Genomic DNA, 18,858 nt, shown 5'->3' on the forward strand with positions numbered 1-18,858 from the left:
AATGCATAAGCGGCTCGCATTCATCGATACGCTGCGCGGCATCGCCGTGTTGGCGGTTCTGTTCCAGCACGTGCTTGAGGTGATCGTCCAGAAGCACCCGACGGGCGCCTACTACTGGGTCTTCCACGACGCGATCGGCTATTACATGAACTTCGGCCGGTTCGGTGTCGTGCTGTTCTTCTTCGTCAGCGGTTTCGTCATCCCGTTCAGTTTTCCGAATAGCGCGACCCCAGTGCGGGATTTTACGATCAGTCGCTTTTTCCGGCTCTATCCGGCCTACTGGACCTCGATGCTGATCGGGCTCGCCACGATGCTGGTGCTGGAGTCCAAAGCCTATCCGCTGTCGCAGATCGTCGCCAACGTGACGATGCTGCAGACCTTCGTGAACATCCCGAACCTCTGGGTCTTCTATTGGACGCTGGCGATCGAGCTGCTGTTCTATGTCGGGTGCACCATTCTCTTCGCGATGGGATTGCTGAACCGGCCCCTGACCGCAGTTGGGATTGTCATTGCTGCCGCGTTGATTGGGACGGCCGCGGCGCTTCTGATCGAGAGCAGGACGGTTTCGTCTCTGATGGAGGTTGGACTGAACCTTTCGGCGATGTTCCTCGGTAAGGTCGTGCGCGACACGGTCGTCGGCGGAAAGCTGCGTTGGTCGCACGTGGGCGTTTGTACGGCGCTCTACGCGATCTTCGCCATCACGTTGTCCGACAGGAGGTTCGGCGGCGTCTATCAGGAGAACTTCTTCTACAGCTATTCGATCGGATCGGCCTATGTCTGCGCTGCGCTCGTCTTCATCGCGTTTGCTGCGTTCGGTGAGAGGATGGCTTGGCGCGCGATGGCGTTCGTCGGCACGATCAGCTATTCCGTCTACTTGATGTCGCCATTCGTGATTGTCGCGATCCACCGCCTCGCTTGGGTCGGCGATGGACCGTTGGGATGGTCGGCCTTCGCCGTCATGATCGTGATGCTGTCGATCCTGGTCAGCTGGATGACATATACCTTCGTCGAGAAGCCCAGCATTTCCTTCGGGCAGAGGTTCCGCTCGGCGCGCAGGAAGCCGGTCGTTCTCGATCCTGCTCTCAGCACGCAGGGTGCCGCGGAGTGACGAGAGCTGCGCACCAGGCGAGCCCAGGACACGACGGATCGTTCGTTCCGTCCGTCCAGGGGCTGCGGGGCATTGCGGCCCTGAGCGTGCTGATGGATCATTTCTACGACATGCCGAAGGGGGGCATGTACGACATTCCGGATCCCGGCTTCCTGCCGCCGCTCTGGCTCTGGCTGCAGTCGGTGATCAATGTCGGCGGGCATGGTGTCGAACTGTTCTTCATGATCAGCGGCTTCTTGATCCCGGCGAGTCTGGTGCGGCACGGCTCGCTGCCGCGGTTCTTCTTCGACCGTATCCTGCGCATCATGCCGGTATTCGTCGTCCTGCATCTTGCGTTGTTCGCGGTCGGCCCGGTTGTCGGCTACAAGTTCTTCCGCGGAATCGATCTGACCAGCTATCTCGGAATCTTCGCCGCGAATCTGTTCTTCGTGCAGGACGCGCTTGGCTTGCCCATCGCTCAGCAGAACGCCTGGACATTGACCTACGAGTGGGCGTTCTACATCTGGTTCGCGCTGACATTTTCGATGTTGCGCATCGGAGGCAGGATGCTCGCGACGCCCTTGATCTTGCTGGGGGTCGCCTGCCTCATGCATTGGCCGATTACGGCGTTCTTCTGCATCGGGATGCTGTTCAGCGCCACGGGTTGGCGTATCTCCATTCCGGGACCTCTCGGTCTGATAGCCGGCCTGGCTTGCGGGGTCGCCATGTATGCGAGCCTGGTGCTGTTTCATCCGTTCGTGGGACTGATTCCCGGTCTCCTGCTGTTCGGAATGGTGCTGTCGCCTGACTCAGGCCTGGCCCGGGCTCTCAGCACGCCGGCCCTGCAATATGTGGGGAAGATAAGTTACAGCCTCTATCTCGTGCATCCTTTTGTGCTGTTTCCGTTGCAGGTGATCGGGCTGAAGCTCGTCGCGGTCGGCGTCGATCGTTGGCTGCTATGGGCGGCATTCATCCTGATCGGCTCGTTGATGTCGCTGGTTGCAAGCGCGATCAGCTACGAGCTGATCGAGGTAAGGCTCAGGCGTCTGCTGGACGGCGCGGTTCGCACAACGTTGTTTCGGCCGTTGAGCAAGATGGAACAATCCGTCTAGAAGTTCGCGATGTCTGTCACGATCAGCTCACGGCACGGCCCGCGAGCTTGTAATATGATGGCAACAGTCCATCGGCAATGCGATCCCAGTTCAACAGACCAATTGCCGTCTCCCGCGCACCGTCGCTCAATGCTGCGGCGAGTGGCTTCGACGTCAGCACCCGTTCGAGGGCATCGGCCAGCGCGGCAGCATCGCCGGGCGGGACCAAAAGCCCGTTCACGCCGTCCGTCACGACGTCGGGAATGCCTCCAGTGGCGCTGGCGACGACGGGGCGGGAGTTGCCGTAGGCGGATGCAAGTACACCGCTTTGCGAGGCATCCTTGTAGGGCAGGGCGACCACGGTTGCGGATTGGAAAAGCCGTCCCGTCTCCTTGGGGGAGATGTAGGCGTTGATCGCCTTGACTGTCGGCATCGCTTCCATCCGCCCGCCGAGCCGCGTCATCTCGGGACCGCGACCAGCGACGAACGCTTCGTGCGCGACCCCGCGTCGTGCCAACAGGTCGATCGCATCGATGAAGACGTCGAGGCCCTTGTAAGCCCACATTCTTCCAAAAAACAGGATGCGTCCGGATTCCGGCTCAGTGACCGCGCTTTGCGTGGGCGGAACCATGAGCACGCCGTGCATACTGGAGATGACTTTCCCCTTGAAGTGAGGTGAGGCGCGGCGAAAATCGCCGATACAGCTCTCACCATGCGTCGTGATGAGCGACGCGGACGAGCGCATGCGTCCGCGCCAACCATCCTCTCGTGGAGAGGTGCCGGAGCCGCCTTCCGAGTGCGGAATGGCGTCATGAACAGTTAGCGCCAGCGGAATTCCAAGCGGCCGCAGCAGCTGGACCAGCCTGGACGTATAGATCTCCGGAACTTCGTGACAATGAATCACGTCTGGACGAAAGGATATTATATCGAGGAAGGAGGCCGGGATGCCGATCGCGCCGCCGCGGCGCAGGCTTAGATCGCGGACCCGGGTATCAAAGGTTTTCGCCACGGCGATGTCGGCCAGTTCCCATTGCTGGTTTGCATCCTTGCGGTTGAGGACGAGGCGAACGTCGCAATGGCGGGCCAATCCTGATGCGAGCCGGTAGGAATATTCTGCAAAATGCGGTGCGTAGATTGCTACGCGCAAGCGCCTGGAGTTGTGCCTGGAAGGCGTGGCGGACGTATTCATCGAGGCATCCATTTTGCATCACATCGTTGAGACCGACCGGAGTGTAGTCCACGATTTGAACTCACTTCCACGCTAAATCGGCTGATCAATGGCGCTCATCTGATTGCCATGAGGTCGTCATACTGTCGCACGATTGCGGCCGTCATCGTGACTGAGACAGCTGCACGCGCGGTCATCGCTTGCCTCGCTTTCTAGCGGGCGATTGTGACTGGATCTGTTGGAATTGGGTCGATTTGTTGATGAACGGCACTCCAGGAAAACAACAGCAGGTTGTGGTCGCGTTGTTGTGGTCGCTGGCCCAGAATTGGGGCGGCCGTGCGCTGTCGTTTGTTCTGTTCCTGATATTGGCGCGGCTGCTCGATCCCACTGATTTCGGTCTCGCTGCGCTGGTTGCCTTCATCCTGCTGCTCCTGAGCTCCCTCTCTGAATTCGGCTTTGGTGACGCGTTGATCCAGCGCCGTACGCTCGAGCCCGAAGACGTGACTCTGCCATTTTTCTGCTCGTTGGCGGCATCGTCGGTCCTTGCGGTCCTGATAGCGCTGCTGGCGACGCATATCGAACATTGGCTCGACGTGAAGGGACTGGCGCCACTATTGACCGCCGCGAGCCTCTCGCTTCCGATTGGCACCGCGACCTTGTTTCAGGAGGCGCTCTACAAGCGACAAATGGACTTTCGCGTGCTTGCGGTGAGGACCATGGTAGCGACCGCCATCTCCGGCGTGGTGGGAATCGCTTGCGCCTATGCTGGATTTGGTGCGCTCAGCCTCGTCATCCAGGTGGTCGTTCAGAGCGCGGTCAGCGGCCTGTGGCTCTGGAGCCAGCCACGATGGCTGCCCATGCGCGGCCGCAACCTGAAGAGCTTTCGCGAGCTCACCGGTTACAGTATCCACGTCGTGTCGAACAGGCTGCTTGATTTCGCCATCGTACGTACGATCGATATGATCATCCTGTCGCTCTATGGTGTCGCGGCGCTCGGCATCTACACGGTGGGCGCGAGAGTTTACATTATCCTGATGCAATTGCTGACCCAGGCAGTCATGGATGTTGCGTTGAGCGCGCTGTCCAAGATCGCCCATGAGCGTGATCGTATTGCCGATGCCTATCTGCGCAGCGTCAGCTTGGGAGCGCTGATCGGCTCTCCGGTCTTTGTGCTCCTTGCAGCCATCGCGCCGGAGCTGTCACTGCTGCTCTTTGGTGCAAAATGGAGCGGCAGCGAAGCGGTAATGAGACCGTTGATGCTGATCGGCGCGGTTCAGACCGTGCAATTCGTCAACAGCGCCTATTTCGGCGCCATGGGCAAGCCGAACTACGTCTTCCTGCTGAACATTCTTAAATTCTGCACGGTTGTGCCTGCAATGTTTCTGATTCCGTCGCACGACATAGGGCGGCTGGCGACGATCTTCGCCATCGCTCAGCTCGTGGTGACTCCTGTGACATTCGCGCTGGCGCTCCGGTTGCTGGGGCTGAGCTGGGACCAGTTTCTGCGGCCGGTCGCAGGCTGCCTTTGCGCAATTGTTCTGGCCTACGGCGCAGTTGCGCTGTGCCGCGAAGCGACGTCAGACATGAACCCCTACCTGCGGAATGGGGCTGCTGTCGTCGTGCTTTGGGGCGACCTATGTGATGAGCATCCTGCTGTTCTGGCGGAAGCAGCTGTTCTCCCTGATCGCTTTCGTCGTGAAGCGTGGTGTGACCGCCTGATGAAGACGAGGAAGACGTCGTGAAACAATTGATTCCGGTACTTGTTCGCAAGCATCTCCGGGGCTGGCTCAACAGCGCGAAGAATACGCCATTCGCGGTCGATCTGCTCGAGCTGCGCAGGTGGCAGATCGCCCGGAAAAGTCTTGGCGCGAACGCTGCGCCGCGCAACGACCCGCGCCGGCTCGTCCTGCTCCCATCGGACCCCTGGAGCATTCATCAGTCGCGCGGTGATGAGGCTATGATCGAGGCGGCCGTCGGCGAGATGAAGCGGGCTCATCCGAACATCGAGGTCTACATTGTCACCGCCACCAAAGCGGCAAGCGCGGAAGTGCGAGCAATGGGTTTCAGGCCGCTGGAATTTTGGAGGCAGCCGTTTTCCTATGAAGACGGTGGCGCAGGAGCTTTCGCTCACCAGGCCGGATTTCGGGGTGGTTCTGGGGGCCGATGTGCTCGACGGCTACTATTCCCCGGTGGATGCCGCTCGCATGCTGCTCGTTGCTGATCTCATGGCTGCGTGCGGCGCCAAGGTCAGCGTGCTCGGATTCAGCTTCAACTCCCGTCCGGCCAAGGCGTTGCGTGAGGTATTTCGGCTGCTCGATCCGGGTGTGGTCCTGAATCTGCGCGATGCGCTATCTCTTCAGCGCTTCAAAGAGTTCGCCTCGAATCGTGCGCACCTTGTCGCCGATTCGGCTTTCATGCTGGTGCCGCGGGAAGACACTGCGGCGGTGAAGCAGATTGCCGCCAGAATAGAGGAGCAGCGCAGCCAGGGCCGCAACGTGTTTGTATTCAATATCCACCCGATGTTGTTCAGGAAGGCTGAGCCGGCGAAGTTGGAGCAAATGATCGAACTTGCGGCGAGCGCAATGGGGCGCGTGTCGCGTGAGAACAATGCGAGCTGGCTGTTGCTCGCGCACGACTATCGTCCCGAAATCGCCGACGACAATTGCCTACGGCCGCTGGCTGATCGTTTGCGCGATAGGCTGGGCGAACATGTTCATCATGTCGACCAGGTTCTATCCGCAAGCGAGATCAAGGCGGTCGTCGGTCTGGTCGACGGGGTTGTCACCGGCCGCATGCATCTCGCGATCGCGGCTCTCGGGCAGGGAACCCCCGTTGCGGCGATCACCTATCAGGACAAGTTCCAGGGCCTGTTCGCTCATTTCGGCGTCAGTGAATCGCTCTTGCTCTCACCGGAGCAGCTTCTCACCGGAGACAATCTCGAGAAGTTTCTACTGAGGTTCCTTGATGCCTACAAAACCACGGGCGCGCAGGTCCGCCGCATGCTGCCGGCAGTCATGGAGTTGTCTCGCGCCAATGTCGCACCGCTGCTGGGCGCAGGCTCGACGCGGATTGCCCCGAAATCCGACGGTAAGGTTGCCTGAGCGTTTGGGGGCTGACGCCACCGGCGTCAATTGACCGCCTGCTCGGGCTTGTCGAAACGCATAGGGGTCTCGGTTGCGGGTTGCGCCTTGGGACGCGAGCCGACTCCGCCATCGGCCCAGCGATTGATGACGCGCCGAGCCGGGTTCTCGAAATAGGCGTAAGTGCGGTCCGCGATGGCCGTCAGGACCACACAGCACGCCAAGGCGAAAAGGCCAAACTGATCCGGACGTAGTCCGAGCGAAGCCCATAACGGCTTGAACAGGGCAATGAGAACGGCATCGTGCAGCATGTAGATCGCGTATGATGTGTTGCCGAGCCGTCCGAGGAGGCGGGCGCCTGGAAATTTGGAGAAGGCGCTCTCGCCGACGGCGGTGAGCAGGATGGCGCAGGAAAACAGAATAATGGCCAGATCGGGCTTGGCGAAGACGTTCAAGACAAGCACGGAGACCCCGAACAGTGCGATGCCGGCGAAGACGACCCGCTTTTGCCGATAGGGATGCGACAACCTGAACAGGATAGCGAGCAGGATTCCATTCAGGAAACTCGGCAGCGCACGAAGCATCCCATAATCGTAATTGGCTCCATACATCTGCGATCGTTCTTGCCAGATCGGCAAATGGCCGTGGGCCAGGATCAGATAGAGCGCCGCGACGATTGCGGCCAACACCAGCGGATGGACCTTGCGTGCAAGCAGCATAAGCAGCGGAAAGACCAGATAGCAGAAGAATTCCGCGCTGATCGACCAGGATGGCGAGTTGAAGCTGAGATGATCGGTAACGCCCCAGGCTTGAAGCAGAACGAGGTTGTACAGGAAGTCCAGCGGCGTCGACCTCGCCGATCGGTCCAGACCGAACCCGATCAGCAATACGAACACCAGTAAAGTCAGAAAATGCAGCGGATAGATCCGCGCAATGCGGCGGATCATGAACCGGGAATATGCCTTGAGGCCACGCGCGTCAGAGGGATAGGAATAGGAGATCACAAACCCGGACAGAATGAAGAACATGTCCACGAAAAGGCCATAGGAACCGTTCCAGGCCGGTGCAATACCGCTGTCGAGGGTTTTTAGATGGAAAACGAAAACGCCAAGGGCCGCGACGAAGCGATAGAAGTCGAGAACTACAAAACGTCTTGCTTCATTGGCTTCCATCGAGCTTCGAATTCCTTGCGTGGCGTTACCTCTCTCTAGAGATCAATTGTGACGCAAGTTCGCTGCGTCGGTTGGCCGCCGGGGCGCAACCCGCAATTAGCTCGCTTCAATTCTTCGAGCTGGACCGTCTATCGCCGCCGGCAGAGCTGCCATCGCGCGACCGGTGCCTGTCGACCAAGCATTCGCCTAATTATTGAACGGAGCCGGGACCTGCCGTAGCTGGTCCCGGCTCCGGGATATTGATGCGCTCCAGTGGACAGTTCCGCCGTATTCAGACGAACAGGAAGTCGTGGCTGGTCAGGCTGGCGACATTGACGTTCTTCAGGAGGATGGAGTCGCTGGCCGAAAGCGTGACCAGGGCGTTTACGTCGGACTGCGTGATCTGTAGGTGACTGTAATCCGCGGCGAGAAGTTTCGAGATCTGGATCACGTCGTGAGTTGCGGCGTCACCAGCCTGGAAGTTGAGGATCTGGTCCTGGCCGTGATCGTAAGCGACAGTTGTCGAACTCGGTGCGGTCGAGAACACGTCGTTGCCGGTTCCGCCCTGGATCGTCTGTCCCGCGGCGACGGCGGTGACGTTGTGCGTGCCGTCCGTCTTGGTATCGTCGAAGAATTGGAGCGCGCTGGCACTATTATAGTGCTCATGCTGTGTCGTTCCGGTCTGTCCGTTGAAATTGAACAGGAAGACATCCTTCGAGCCGTCCGCGTTGTTGGCGGTCTCCTGGGTCTTGGAGCCAGAGCCGTCGTAAATGTCCGTCAGCTTGCTGCCGTCGTTGTTGACGACCTGAGTGTAATCCAGAGTGCCGTCGGCGTGGGTCCGGGTCACCTCCACGATATGCCCCGAGGCATCGAGATGCTGATGTTGAGTGGTGTAGGACTGACCGGCGATGTTGTAGCCCCAGTTGTCCGAGCTGCCGTCGGCGTTGGTAATGTAGGCGGCGCTCTTCACGCCGTTGGTGTAGGAGGTCGTGGAGCTGTAGCCGTCGGCCTTGGTCGTTACCTCGCTGGTGTGGACGCCCTTGGCGTCGTACCAGTCCGAAGTCTTGGTGCCGTCTGAGCTCTGTGCCAAAGTGAACGCCAGGCTGTTGTCGGCGTGGGTGCGTACGATGTCGGTGAGGAAGCCGGTCGAATCGTAGCTGTCGTGCTCGCTCGTGTAGGTCTGCCCCGCGACGTGGAACTGGAAGACGTCCTTCGAACCGTTGGCGTGGTAATCGGTTTCCGTCATCTTGACGCCGGAGGCGTTGTAGCTGCTCTCCACGCTGCTGCCGTCGCTATTGACGACCTGGGTATAGTCGAGCGATCCGTCGGCATGCGTGCGGACAAGTTCAGTCGTCCTGCCGGCGGCGTCGAGGTGTTGGTGCTGCGTGGTGTAGCTCTGCCCGGTTATGTTGTAGCTGTAATTGTCGTGGCTCTGGTCGGCATTGGTGATGTAGGCGGCGGTCTTTACACCGTCGGTGTAAATCGTCGTTGCGCTGTAACCGCTTGTCTTCTGCAGGACCTCGCTGGTGAGGACGCCGCCGGCGTCATACCAGTCCGATACCTTGGTGCCGTCGGTGGTCTGCGCCAGCTTGAAGGCCAGGCTGCCGTCGGCATGCGTGCGCACCAACGTGGTGAGAAAGCCGGTCGCGTCGTAGATATCGTGCTCGGTCGTGTAGCTCTGGCCTGCCACGTTGAGGAGCCAGAGGTCTTTGCTGCCATCGGCGTTGTAGTCGGTTTCCTTCGTCTTCGTGCCTGCGGCGTCGTAGTTGGTCACGACGCTGCTGCCGTTGCTGTTGATGACCTGCGTATAGTCGAGCGTGCCGTCGGCGTGCTTGCGGGTCACGGCCGTGACTTTGCCGGATGGATCGACGTGCTGGATCAGCGTGCTGTAGCTCTGGCCGGTGACGCCAAAGGCGGAATTGTCCTGGCTGCCATCGGCATTCTTGACATAGGCATTGGTCTTGACGCCGTTGCTGTAGAGCGTCGTCGAGTTGAAGCCGCTGGCCTTCTGTACGACCTCACTGGTGAGGCTGCCGGCGGCATTGTACCAATCGGTCGTCTTGGTGCCGTCGGTCGTCTGGACCAGCTTGAAGGCAAGGCTGCCGTCGGTGTGGAGGCGCGTCAGGGTGGTGAGAAAGCCGCTTGGGTCGTAGACGTCGTGCTCTGTCGCATAGTTCTGGTCCTTGACGTTGTAGGTCCAGACGTCCTTGCTGTGATCGGCATGATAGTCGGTCTCGACCAGCTTGACCCCCGTAGCGCTGTAGGTGGTGATCACGCTGCTGCCGTCGCTGTTGTAGACCTGCGTTGAATCGAGCGAGCCATCCGCATGGCTGCGGACCACGGAAGTGACTTTGCCCGCCGTATCGACATGCTGAACCTGGCTCGTGAAGCTCTGTCCCTTGATGGCGTAGGTGTAGTTGTCCTGGGTGTGGTCGGCATTCTTGACATAGACGGCGGTCTTCACGCCGTTGGTATAGATGGTGGTCGAATAATAGCCGCTCGACTTCTGCACGACCTCGTTGAGAAGAGCGCCCGCTGTGTTGTAAGTATCGGTCGTCTTGGTTCCGTCGGTGGCGGTATGGACGGAGGTGGTCTTTACACCGGCGGTGTAGCCGATCGCGTCGTTGGAGCCGTCCACGTAAACGATCGTGGTCGAGATCGGTAGGCCGCTGCTGTTCAGGCCGGAATTCGCAGTCGAGACGAGCTTCCCGCCGGCATCATAGGTCTTGGTGTTGGTCCAGTTCGAGGCCGAATTCGTCACCGAGAACGAATATCCGCCCTGGATCTTGCCCAACGCACTTCCGTAATGGGAGATCATGTAGTCCATCGTCGCTTTCGATGCGACCGGCAGGACGTGCGTGTCGGTGAGCGTGATCGTCTGCAGCGACGTCGATGAGTTCAGATCAGAGAGTTGCGGCACGATCTCGGCGCCGGTACCGGTGATATTGGCCTCAGTGCTCGGCGGAGTCGTCGTGGTCGCCGGCGCGTCGATCTCGATGATGAGCGGGTGATCGCCGACCGGAATGGTGATCGAACTGACGTCGGTATAGGTCGTTATTGGCGATGTTCCGGTCAAAGTGTCATAAACCTTGACGGAATGATGCACGCCGCCGAGATTTACGGTGACGGTCTCGGTCGGATTGGATATCTCGGAATCAGTCGCGTCGTTCCAGAGTTTCGGCTCGGCCCAGACCACGAGTTCATATGCGCCATTGCTCTTGCCGAGCACCATGCTGTTGCCCGAGGCCGGCATGTTGCTCAGCGAGTAGTTCAACGGATCCGTCGGCTGGTGGCCGCCCTTGCCGTCATCGGCGAGGATGCTCGTCAGGTTGTGGACGGCGGTCGCGGCGAGCTTCGGTGTTCCGTCGGAGTTGAACAGGCCGAAATTGGCCTCCGGATTGGTATTGGCGGCCGAAGAGTCCCGGTCGAACATCTCGTAGAGATAGGTCGCGCTCACGCCGGCCTTGTAGGCGTCGACCAGCGTGTTCAGGATCGATTTGGCCTGCACCGTCTCGTCAACGCCGAGATATTGGGTGTTGGCCTGCGTGGTGTAGCCCGTTTCCGTAATGACGACGGGTTTTCCCGGTGCTGCGGCCGCGACGGCGCTCAGTGTTGCAGCAAGCGAGCTATTCGGGGTCGTGCCGGTGCTGACATAGGCGTGCGCGTTGACGAAGTCGACCGAGCCCGACATGTTGCCGAGCTGGCTGTAGCCTTGGGGGTCGTTGTAGGCGAGCGAGAGGTTGATGACGGGGATGCTGGCGAGCGCGGCGTCTCCCTTCACCGCCTGATAGATCGCGCTCTGGTACTGGGCGGCGGCACTGAGGCTCGAGCTGCCGTGGTAACTGAAGGGCTGGTGATTGGCTTCGTTCAACCCCTCGATGGCGCTGATGCTGCCGGGATGGCTCGTCGTGAATTTCTCGAGCGAGACGATGTAGCTTTGAAGTCCGGCCGCCCCGAGCTGGGGCAAGGCGGACGATACCAGGAAGTCGAATTTGTAGCCGGCCGCCGCCAGACCGTCGACGACGGGCTGCGCAGCTGGGCTCGTCCCCATCGCGTCGCGCAGACGGGTGACGCCCAGATATTTCAGGTCGTCGACCATCAGCGCGAGATTGTTGTAGTCGGTCCAGCCGAAGCCGGCATGCGTGTTGACACCGATGGAGTTGACGAAGCCGCTGGCGGACAGGACGGTTTGATCTGACGACATTTCACACTCGAATTTCTGCGCGAACGTAATTGCTCGCAGGGATTGCGTTCAACCTTCTCTGTCGAATGTGAATTTCAGATAAAAATCGGAGCTACAAATCGAAAGCGAACGGCGGTTCCTCAAGGGAACAGGCTAGCTCTGATTCAGCAGAATAATGATGTGATGCCGGCGCAGCATGACGTGAGGAAGGCGCTTTCAAGATTTCCACGGGTCGCACTGCCGAATCTCTGCGCAGCTTGCGCGCGGCGTTCGAATGCCTGATGGCTTTGCAATGCTTCCCGTCCGTGGCGCGCAACCAAACAGATACAATCGTATTGGTTGCAATTGCCTAACTGCTTTGCAGCGGCTCCGTTGCGACATATCAGTCGTGGCGAGCCAACTTCAGAAAGTTTCCGCTCCAGCCGATGACGGCCGTTGCAACCGCGGCGACAATGATCTTGCCTGCGAGCCATGTCGCGGGTTCCGTCGGCATGGACCCGAGCGATCCGATCATGATGGCCGCCGCAACGGCTTGAATGACCAGCGACCCGCGCGGAAACGCCTGGAACCTGAGGGTAGGGCCGAGCGCGGCCAAAATCGCTGCGAGCGTGGCGATCGAGGCCCAGGCGATTGCCCCTTCTGGCGACAGGCCGGCAGACACCGCGACCAAGGAGAACGCCGCAACCATCACGAGCTGGCCCGCAGCGACGACGACCAGCCGGGTTGCGAGCTTTTCGAGATGCGGGACGACCGCGATCGTCGCCTGGAGATGGGTATGCAGGAAATAGAACGCGGCCACTGTCGGCGCCGTCGCCAGGAACCCGTTCAGGCTTTCCTGCGGAACCAGGATCCGGGCCGCGTCTGGAATGAAGGCGACGAGCCCGCCAAGCAGCACGAGGGTTGTGCAGAGCATGAACTCGAACATGCGTCGCGTCGATTGAACCGATCTCGCGACGCTGCCGTGTTCGAAGTCCTTGACCACGTCGGGATAGCTCACGGTGTGGATCGCCGCATTGAGGACCCAGAAGGGACGTTGCAACAGGTCGAGTGCGATCGAAAATCCCGCGCCGGCCCCCGTTGCCCCCAGTCGACCGATGACGATGATGCGGAGCAGCACCGGCACCGACAAATGGATGACGGAAGCGCCGGCCGCAAGCATGCCGTAGCGGGAGAAGTCCTTCCAGTCAGCCAGCATCGTCCGCAGCGTAACGCGCTCGAGTGGCGTGCGATATGCGACAAGGCCGGCGAGGAAGCCGAGCGTGTGACCCGACACAATGCCGAGCAGCGCCGCTTCGGCTGTTTGTGAAATCGCTGCTCCCGCGAGCGCGCCGATCAGAAGCGCCGTCGCACGCAAAGCAAGAAGAAAGGATGCGGTCCCCAGCCGATCGGACAGACGGACCGACAGAAAATAGAGATCGGTCAAGCCCTGAAGAACGGCCACACTCAGGCCCAGGGCGACCAGGCCCGGCCTTGGGCCGCTGATCAGCGATGCGCAGCTCCCGACCGCGATCAGCGCGCCGGCGCTCAAGAGGCCCGCTGCAAAGAGCGACGATCTTAGTCGAGCCGCCTCGCTTTCTTTGGCGGCCGCAAGAAAGCGCAGGCCGGAGAGCTGCAGCCACTCGAACATGAAAACGCACAGCAACTGGCTCGACGCCATCGCAAAGGAAAAACCGGTGTAGTCGGCAGCGGGCAACAGGTGACTGATCGCGAAGATCAGGATGACCGCTGCGGCGCTTTGATAGAAATAGCCCGCGATTGCGAACAGACGGATCATCTCGGAAGGAGGCGGCTCTTCGCGACAGCGGTTCTCTGCGGCGCCTCGGCCATTGGCGCGCGCACCGATGACATCCGTTGCTCGCGCAATTGCTCATACAGAGTCTTGTACGACGACAACACGTCTGAAAATATCCACTTGTTCGTATCCGCGATAAGTCGCCGGCTTATCTCATCGATCTTGTGTGGATTCGCAGCGATCTCGAGCATGCTCTCGGCTAACGACTGTGGATCGGCTTCGGTCAACCAGCCCGTTACGCCGTGCTTGATGACCTCCGGCATGCCACCAAAGCGCGTTCCGAGCAGCGGCCTGCCGGCTGCCTTGGCATCTGCGACGACGAGTGGGCCGGGATCGTGCCAGATGGAGGGGGCGACCACCACGTCGACTTGCCTGTAGAATTCGTCGGGTGACACAAATCCACATGAACTCGATCCGGGCATCCGGCGCCAGCTTCCTCAGGCGCTGCTGTTCCTCATCGCTTACGCGGCCGGCGATCATCATCCGGATCCGATCAGGCGGCAGCATTGCGAGGGTTCGCATGAGGTTGTCGATACCTTTTTCCTCGGTGAGCCGTCCGATGAATCCGAACGTCACTTCGGTCGTGCAGACGGGACGGGGATAAGGCGAGCGCGGCGGCTCAGTGGAGGCATTGCGGATGACAGTGCGGATCGGCGTCTCGGCAAACATGCCCATGTCGGTGTGAATGGAAAGGACGCGCTCGCTGACGCCGACCACGGCGCTGAGCCAATGCGTTGCGCGCTTGCGGTGATACGTCAGGATTCCGCAACTCGTGCACGTGCGCTCGCAGGATCGCCCATTGTTAAAGCGCGAGCAGCGCGGACAGGTCAAATAGTAGTCGTGGAGCGTATGAAGCACTGGGACGCCAAGCCGCGCGGCGACCCGCCAGATCGCGGTGGTCAGGCCTGAGAGATTGTTGGTGTGCAGCACATCCGGCTTGAAGGCCTGAATTCGCTCCGCGATCGCCGGTGCATGGATCTGCCAATCGTCAATCGCATGCCAAATGCTTCGCGTCATGACGTTTTTCTGCTCCGTAAAGGGCAGATAGACGTTTCGCACAGGTGCGGAATAGACGTTGATGCCGTTGCATAGTTCACGCGCTTGTTCGGGCGCGGATGCGGCTCGGATGACTTCAACCTCATCGCCGCGTTGGGCGAGCCCCTCGGCGAACCGTCGTGCAAAAATCTCTGCGCCGCCGACGATCTTCGGTGCATGGGGTGTCGGATAAAGCGTGGACGTCAAAAGAATTTTCATGGCGTGAACCTCTTGTCGGCAATCTCGACTACCGTGCCGGCCGTATCTCCAGTCCGGGAATGGCATCATTGTTGGCGGTGATCAGGACGGGCGTGCTCGAGACCGGCATCCAGACCCCGGAGGCTGGCCTCGCAGCCGCATCGCACGGCGTAGCAAAGGTCGCGCCTGGCAAATCCCCTTTGAGCCGAACCTCGTAATGTCGGTTCGGATCCTCTGACCAGACCGCCACCTTGCGTCCGGTTGTTGACGAGGCCTCAATCGAGACAACGCCGCTGGCGAGGCTTCTTCGTTCCGCGCTCAGGCTGGAGCGGATGAACGCCCAGGCTCCACGCGCCGCGCAAGCGATGGGCTTGGGTGAATTGTCGAAACGGTAGAGCCCGAAATTGTCCTCCAGTTCGGACGGATTCTGGCCGCTGTCCTTGAGTTCGTAGATCCACATCCCCTTGAGCCATCGCGCCGCGGTCGATGCCCACAGAATGAGCTGTGCCGTGTTGTCGGCTTGAGCCTGCTCGCTGACCCCGCATTTGTTCGTTGCCGTGGTCCAGCCCGTCTCAGTCACGTAGATGGGGAAATCCGGGTTGCCGCTCGCTTGACCGACGAGGCGATGAAACGTCGAAAGCCGCTCGATAATCTCGGTCGACGTGCGCTTCGCCGGCGCCATGCAGAAATTGTAAAGATGAATCGAGGCGCCGTCGGCGTATTGGAGGATACCGGTTTGCAGCATCTTCTCCGTCCACGTCCAGCCGGGGTCGTCGCCGATCGCGCCGACCACGAAAGGCGCATTCGGCGCCGCCCGCCGGACTGCCGGTTGGGTTGCTTTGGCAAGTGCCAGGTAATTGTCGGCCGAGAATGCAGGGTCTTTCTTCGCGGCCAGATTCCACTCGTTCCAGAGCTCGAAAATCGGATGCTGCCGCGCCACCGATTGCGCCGCAGCGGCCGCATAGTCGGCGAATCGCCGCCGGGCTTCGTCGGTCGTCGGCGGTGAGGAGTTGGGAACGAGATGATGTCCGAACGCGAGAATGAGGAGCGGACGGGCAACGCCGGACTGGACCTGTGCATCGAGCCTGGCGAGCCGCGGCGTGAACCCCATCCGGCGGCCGGCCAATTCGAAATCAGACCAGGGAAAATCATCACGAAACGCGTTGAAGCCCAATTGCTTGATCTGGCCAATGTTCACGGAAGGCACGTAGCCTCGCGAGCTCACCGGGCCACCTAGTCCCTGATGGGTACCGGTACCCAACAGGAACCTGCTCTCGAGCGGCTGAGCCTGTTGAGCGCATGCGGGGACGGATAGATAAACGGCCGCGATGAGGCTTGTGATCCAGATAAGCCTATTGCGACCCAAGGTACGGTGGCCTGCCATCGTCTAGATCATGCTCGCAATCGAGTCTTGTGTGCCGCGACTCACCTCAAAAATGCTTCGAAAGATCCGATTGCAGTTTTGCCGTCTCCTCGAAGCGGATCTTGTTGTCGTCCAGGAGTTCGACATAGACCTGCTGTAATTGGCGATGGGTCTTCTGGACGTCGTAAAACTGTTTGAACCGGTCATAACCCCGTTGACCCAAAACCTTGAGATCCAGATCGAGCGCTCGTCGGAAACCGTCGATGAGCGGCTGGACGGCGACCGGCTGGCAAAGCACGCCGGTGACACCGTCGACGACAATTTCAGGCAGCGCACCGCTATGAAACGCCAGAATGGGCTTGGCCGCCCGCATCGCTTCCAGGGCGACGAGGCCAAAGGCCTCCCAACGCGAGGGGATGACGACGAGATCGGCCGCCTCCAAATGCGTCTCGATCTGCTGACGATCAAGCCAGCCAAGCAGAGAGACGTTGGCAGGAACCGTGACGGCCTCGAGTTTGCTGACGACCGAGGCACCGACAATGCGCACATCCAGGACATCTTCGAGCGAACGGGCCGCTTCAATCAGAAGGTCGTAGCCCTTTTGTCGGTCCAAGCGGCCGATGAACAGCACCTTAGCCTTCTTTGTCGTCCAGTCTGCCGCAACAGCCGCCGGCGACGGGCGGCTCCTTGATATGCCATTGTGCACCAGGGTGAGGCGGTCAGCGGGAATTCCCGCGCGGACTGCTTCATTGAACTCGTCGCCGGAAATGCAAATGATGCGGTCCGATGTGCGAGCCAGAAGTTTCTCTGCCGCTTTCGTCGCCAGATGGCTCAGGCGGCCGGTCTCTCGTGCGAACGCCCAGCCGTGCGGGCAATAGACGACGCGGGGTCCTTCCGAACGAGCTGCCAGCGCGGGACGGAGAACGAGCCCGGCAAACGACGAGTGAAGATGCACCACGTCCGGCTTGAGGGCGTCGAGCGCCTGCATGCTCGCGCGCAACATCTGGAACAGGCCAGAGATGCTGCGGCCAGATCTCTCGAACGTTGTGATCTGGCTCTCATCGACTGCAGGGAGGTCGTGGCGATGATCTGACGGCACGACATAATGCACATTGTCGGCGCCGAAGCTCGCTTGCTGCCGCGGATGCAACTCGTTCAGGTAGCTCGCAATCCCGCCCCGGATCGTTTCCGCGACGTGCAGCACTTTCAACGGCTGCCTTGCCGCGGATTGCGTTGGCGAGCTGAACATTATGCATCCTTACCTGAGCATCAACTGATGCGACCACAATCCATCCGATACGTAGCGAGATTTAGGCAGCGATGTGGTCTTGTTGCGCCAAGGCGCTTGCACAATTGAAGCTCGTCAAAGTCAAATCGCGCGGATGGAACCAATCCTGCGACGATTGGTTGTCAGCCCTTGCGCAAATCAACCTTTTGCCCAAGAGCGCCGCGCTCAAAATTTGAGCGCACTCTGCCAACTTAAGCAGCGTTGCTAAGTGTGGCGCCGCGCGAGAAATTCCAGCAGTGCCCCTGCGGATTTTTGCCACGAGTACAATGCGAGGCGATCTTGCTGTTTTCTTCGCTCGTGATCGGATATTGCGCCAACTGTTAGCCTTTCAAGCATAAGCTGCTTCAGCGCGCCCGCGTCCGTGGCGGAAAAATAAGCAGCGGCCTCGCCGCACGTTTCCATAACCGCATCAGCCGTTGACGCTATGACCGGGCAGCCGAAGACCATGGCTTCAAGCGGTGGTACACCGAAGCCCTCATAAAGAGAGGGAAAAATGAACGCCAGGGCGTGCGCATAGAGAGCGGCAATCTCGCTATCGGTCAGGCGTCCAGCGAGAAGCAGGCCTGAATCGCTTTTACCCAGATTATCTTGAAATACCTTGCTGTTATCGCCTCCAACGATGACCAGCGGAATGTCGTTTCGTTCGAGCAGCCGTGCTGCCTCGATTGCAACGGAGAGGTTTTTGTTCTTGGTTTTGGAGCCCACAAAGAGAAAATATTTGCGAGGCTGAATCCCTAGCCGGGCGAGAATACCGGGATCGGGCGTTGTCGCCGCGAAGTGTTCTGCGCTATTCGGGAATATCGGCATACCCGCTTTCGACAGACGGAGCGTTGCCGCCAGTTCTTCGCGGGAAAAGGCCGAGACGGTAGCGATCGTCGCCCGGCGTGCGAGCAGCCGATCCATCGTCCGATGAACGGCCAAGTAGCGCCAATTGAAGAAGTCGGGCCTGCGGAAGATCTGTGCATCATGGATGACGACGATGTGATCACGATGCAAGACTGGCCCCGAATTGGCCAGACTGATGAGGCGACCGCCTGCGGCGGCGCGCGCAAGTTCAATTTGGTCCCAGGCATGGCCGCTCAAGTGTCCGACTTTGCGGAACTTGATCCGGGTGAGATTGATTGCCTCGCTTGCCTCGCTTGGCGCGAGCAATTGCCACTCGGCCTGCCTGAGCGAGGCAGGCGAGTGCTCTGACGCCAGCAAGGCATCGATCGCCTTGACCATTTCGGCGGCATAACGCTGAACGCCGGTCAGCTTTTGCGAGAGAAAGCGGCCGTTGATGAAGAGTTTCAATTCTATGCCGTTATGATTCGTTAATGCGACGCAGTCGTGATTTGCATTAATCAAGTCAGCGCATGGGTCTGGAAGAAAAGCAGCCTGAAGCCACGAAATTATGACGATACTAGTCGCTTGATCGCGGTG

The 18,858-nt window shown here is 59.9% G+C and carries 12 protein-coding genes and 1 pseudogene; 4 read left to right on the top strand and 9 right to left on the bottom strand.

The genetic code is table 11. The features are described from left to right. The first annotated feature begins 1 nt into the window (after position 1). Both ACVWW3_RS39305 and ACVWW3_RS39310 read left to right on the top strand, forming a co-directional pair. Positions 2-1,108, top strand: coding sequence for an acyltransferase family protein (locus ACVWW3_RS39305; protein ID WP_456651139.1), 1,107 nt, complete (start codon positions 2-4; stop codon positions 1,106-1,108). After that, on the top strand, positions 1,105-2,199 hold the full coding sequence (locus ACVWW3_RS39310) for an acyltransferase family protein (protein ID WP_456651138.1): 1,095 nt from the start codon (positions 1,105-1,107) through the stop codon (positions 2,197-2,199). Before ACVWW3_RS39305 ends, ACVWW3_RS39310 begins: the two co-directional genes overlap by 4 nt. A gap of 22 nt (positions 2,200-2,221) precedes the next feature. On the opposite strand, the gene ACVWW3_RS39315 is transcribed toward ACVWW3_RS39310, so the two are convergent. Further along, a complete protein-coding gene (locus ACVWW3_RS39315; RefSeq protein ID WP_456651137.1) occupies positions 2,222-3,367 on the bottom strand; it encodes a glycosyltransferase family 4 protein in 1,146 nt (381 codons plus the stop codon). A 239-nt stretch (positions 3,368-3,606) separates the two neighbouring features. Here ACVWW3_RS39315 and ACVWW3_RS39320 point away from each other — a divergent pair, with 239 nt between their 5' ends. Next, positions 3,607-5,088: a lipopolysaccharide biosynthesis protein gene (locus ACVWW3_RS39320; RefSeq protein WP_456672392.1), complete on the top strand. Its 1,482-nt coding sequence runs from the start codon at positions 3,607-3,609 to the stop codon at positions 5,086-5,088. A 357-nt stretch (positions 5,089-5,445) separates the two neighbouring features. After that, positions 5,446-6,447, top strand: coding sequence for a polysaccharide pyruvyl transferase family protein (locus ACVWW3_RS39325; RefSeq protein WP_456672393.1), 1,002 nt, complete (start codon positions 5,446-5,448; stop codon positions 6,445-6,447). Positions 6,448-6,473: 26 nt separating this feature from the next. On the opposite strand, the gene ACVWW3_RS39330 is transcribed toward ACVWW3_RS39325, so the two are convergent. The 8 genes and pseudogenes from ACVWW3_RS39330 to ACVWW3_RS39365 all read right to left on the bottom strand — a co-directional run bounded on the left by ACVWW3_RS39330 (position 6,474) and on the right by ACVWW3_RS39365 (position 18,729). Next, entirely contained in the window at positions 6,474-7,598 is a 1,125-nt protein-coding gene (locus ACVWW3_RS39330; RefSeq protein ID WP_456651133.1) for an acyltransferase family protein, read from the bottom strand. A 271-nt stretch (positions 7,599-7,869) separates the two neighbouring features. Further along, a complete protein-coding gene (locus ACVWW3_RS39335) occupies positions 7,870-11,781 on the bottom strand; it encodes an RHS repeat protein (RefSeq protein ID WP_456651132.1) in 3,912 nt (1,303 codons plus the stop codon). A 361-nt stretch (positions 11,782-12,142) separates the two neighbouring features. Continuing rightward, positions 12,143-13,534 carry a hypothetical protein gene (locus ACVWW3_RS39340; RefSeq protein ID WP_456651131.1) on the bottom strand — a complete coding sequence of 464 codons (1,392 nt, stop codon included), beginning with the start codon at positions 13,532-13,534 and terminating at the stop codon, positions 12,143-12,145. Then, on the bottom strand, positions 13,531-13,974 hold the full coding sequence (locus ACVWW3_RS39345; protein WP_456672394.1) for a glycosyltransferase: 444 nt from the start codon (positions 13,972-13,974) through the stop codon (positions 13,531-13,533). Before ACVWW3_RS39345 ends, ACVWW3_RS39340 begins: the two co-directional genes overlap by 4 nt. A 283-nt stretch (positions 13,975-14,257) precedes the next feature. Next, positions 14,258-14,875, bottom strand: a pseudogene (locus ACVWW3_RS39350) (glycosyltransferase); the annotation flags it as partial. Next, positions 14,835-15,992 (bottom strand): cellulase family glycosylhydrolase, encoded by a 1,158-nt coding sequence (locus ACVWW3_RS39355; RefSeq protein ID WP_456651129.1) that lies wholly within the window; start codon positions 15,990-15,992, stop codon positions 14,835-14,837. The gene ACVWW3_RS39355 and the pseudogene ACVWW3_RS39350, both read right to left, overlap by 41 nt. A gap of 223 nt (positions 15,993-16,215) precedes the next feature. Continuing rightward, positions 16,216-17,397, bottom strand: coding sequence for a glycosyltransferase (locus tag ACVWW3_RS39360; RefSeq protein WP_456651128.1), 1,182 nt, complete (start codon positions 17,395-17,397; stop codon positions 16,216-16,218). 243 nt (positions 17,398-17,640) lie between these two features. Continuing rightward, positions 17,641-18,729 (bottom strand): glycosyltransferase family 4 protein, encoded by a 1,089-nt coding sequence (locus tag ACVWW3_RS39365; protein WP_456651127.1) that lies wholly within the window; start codon positions 18,727-18,729, stop codon positions 17,641-17,643. Positions 18,730-18,858 lie beyond the last annotated feature (129 nt).

Source organism: Bradyrhizobium sp. LM2.9 (assembly GCF_054056555.1).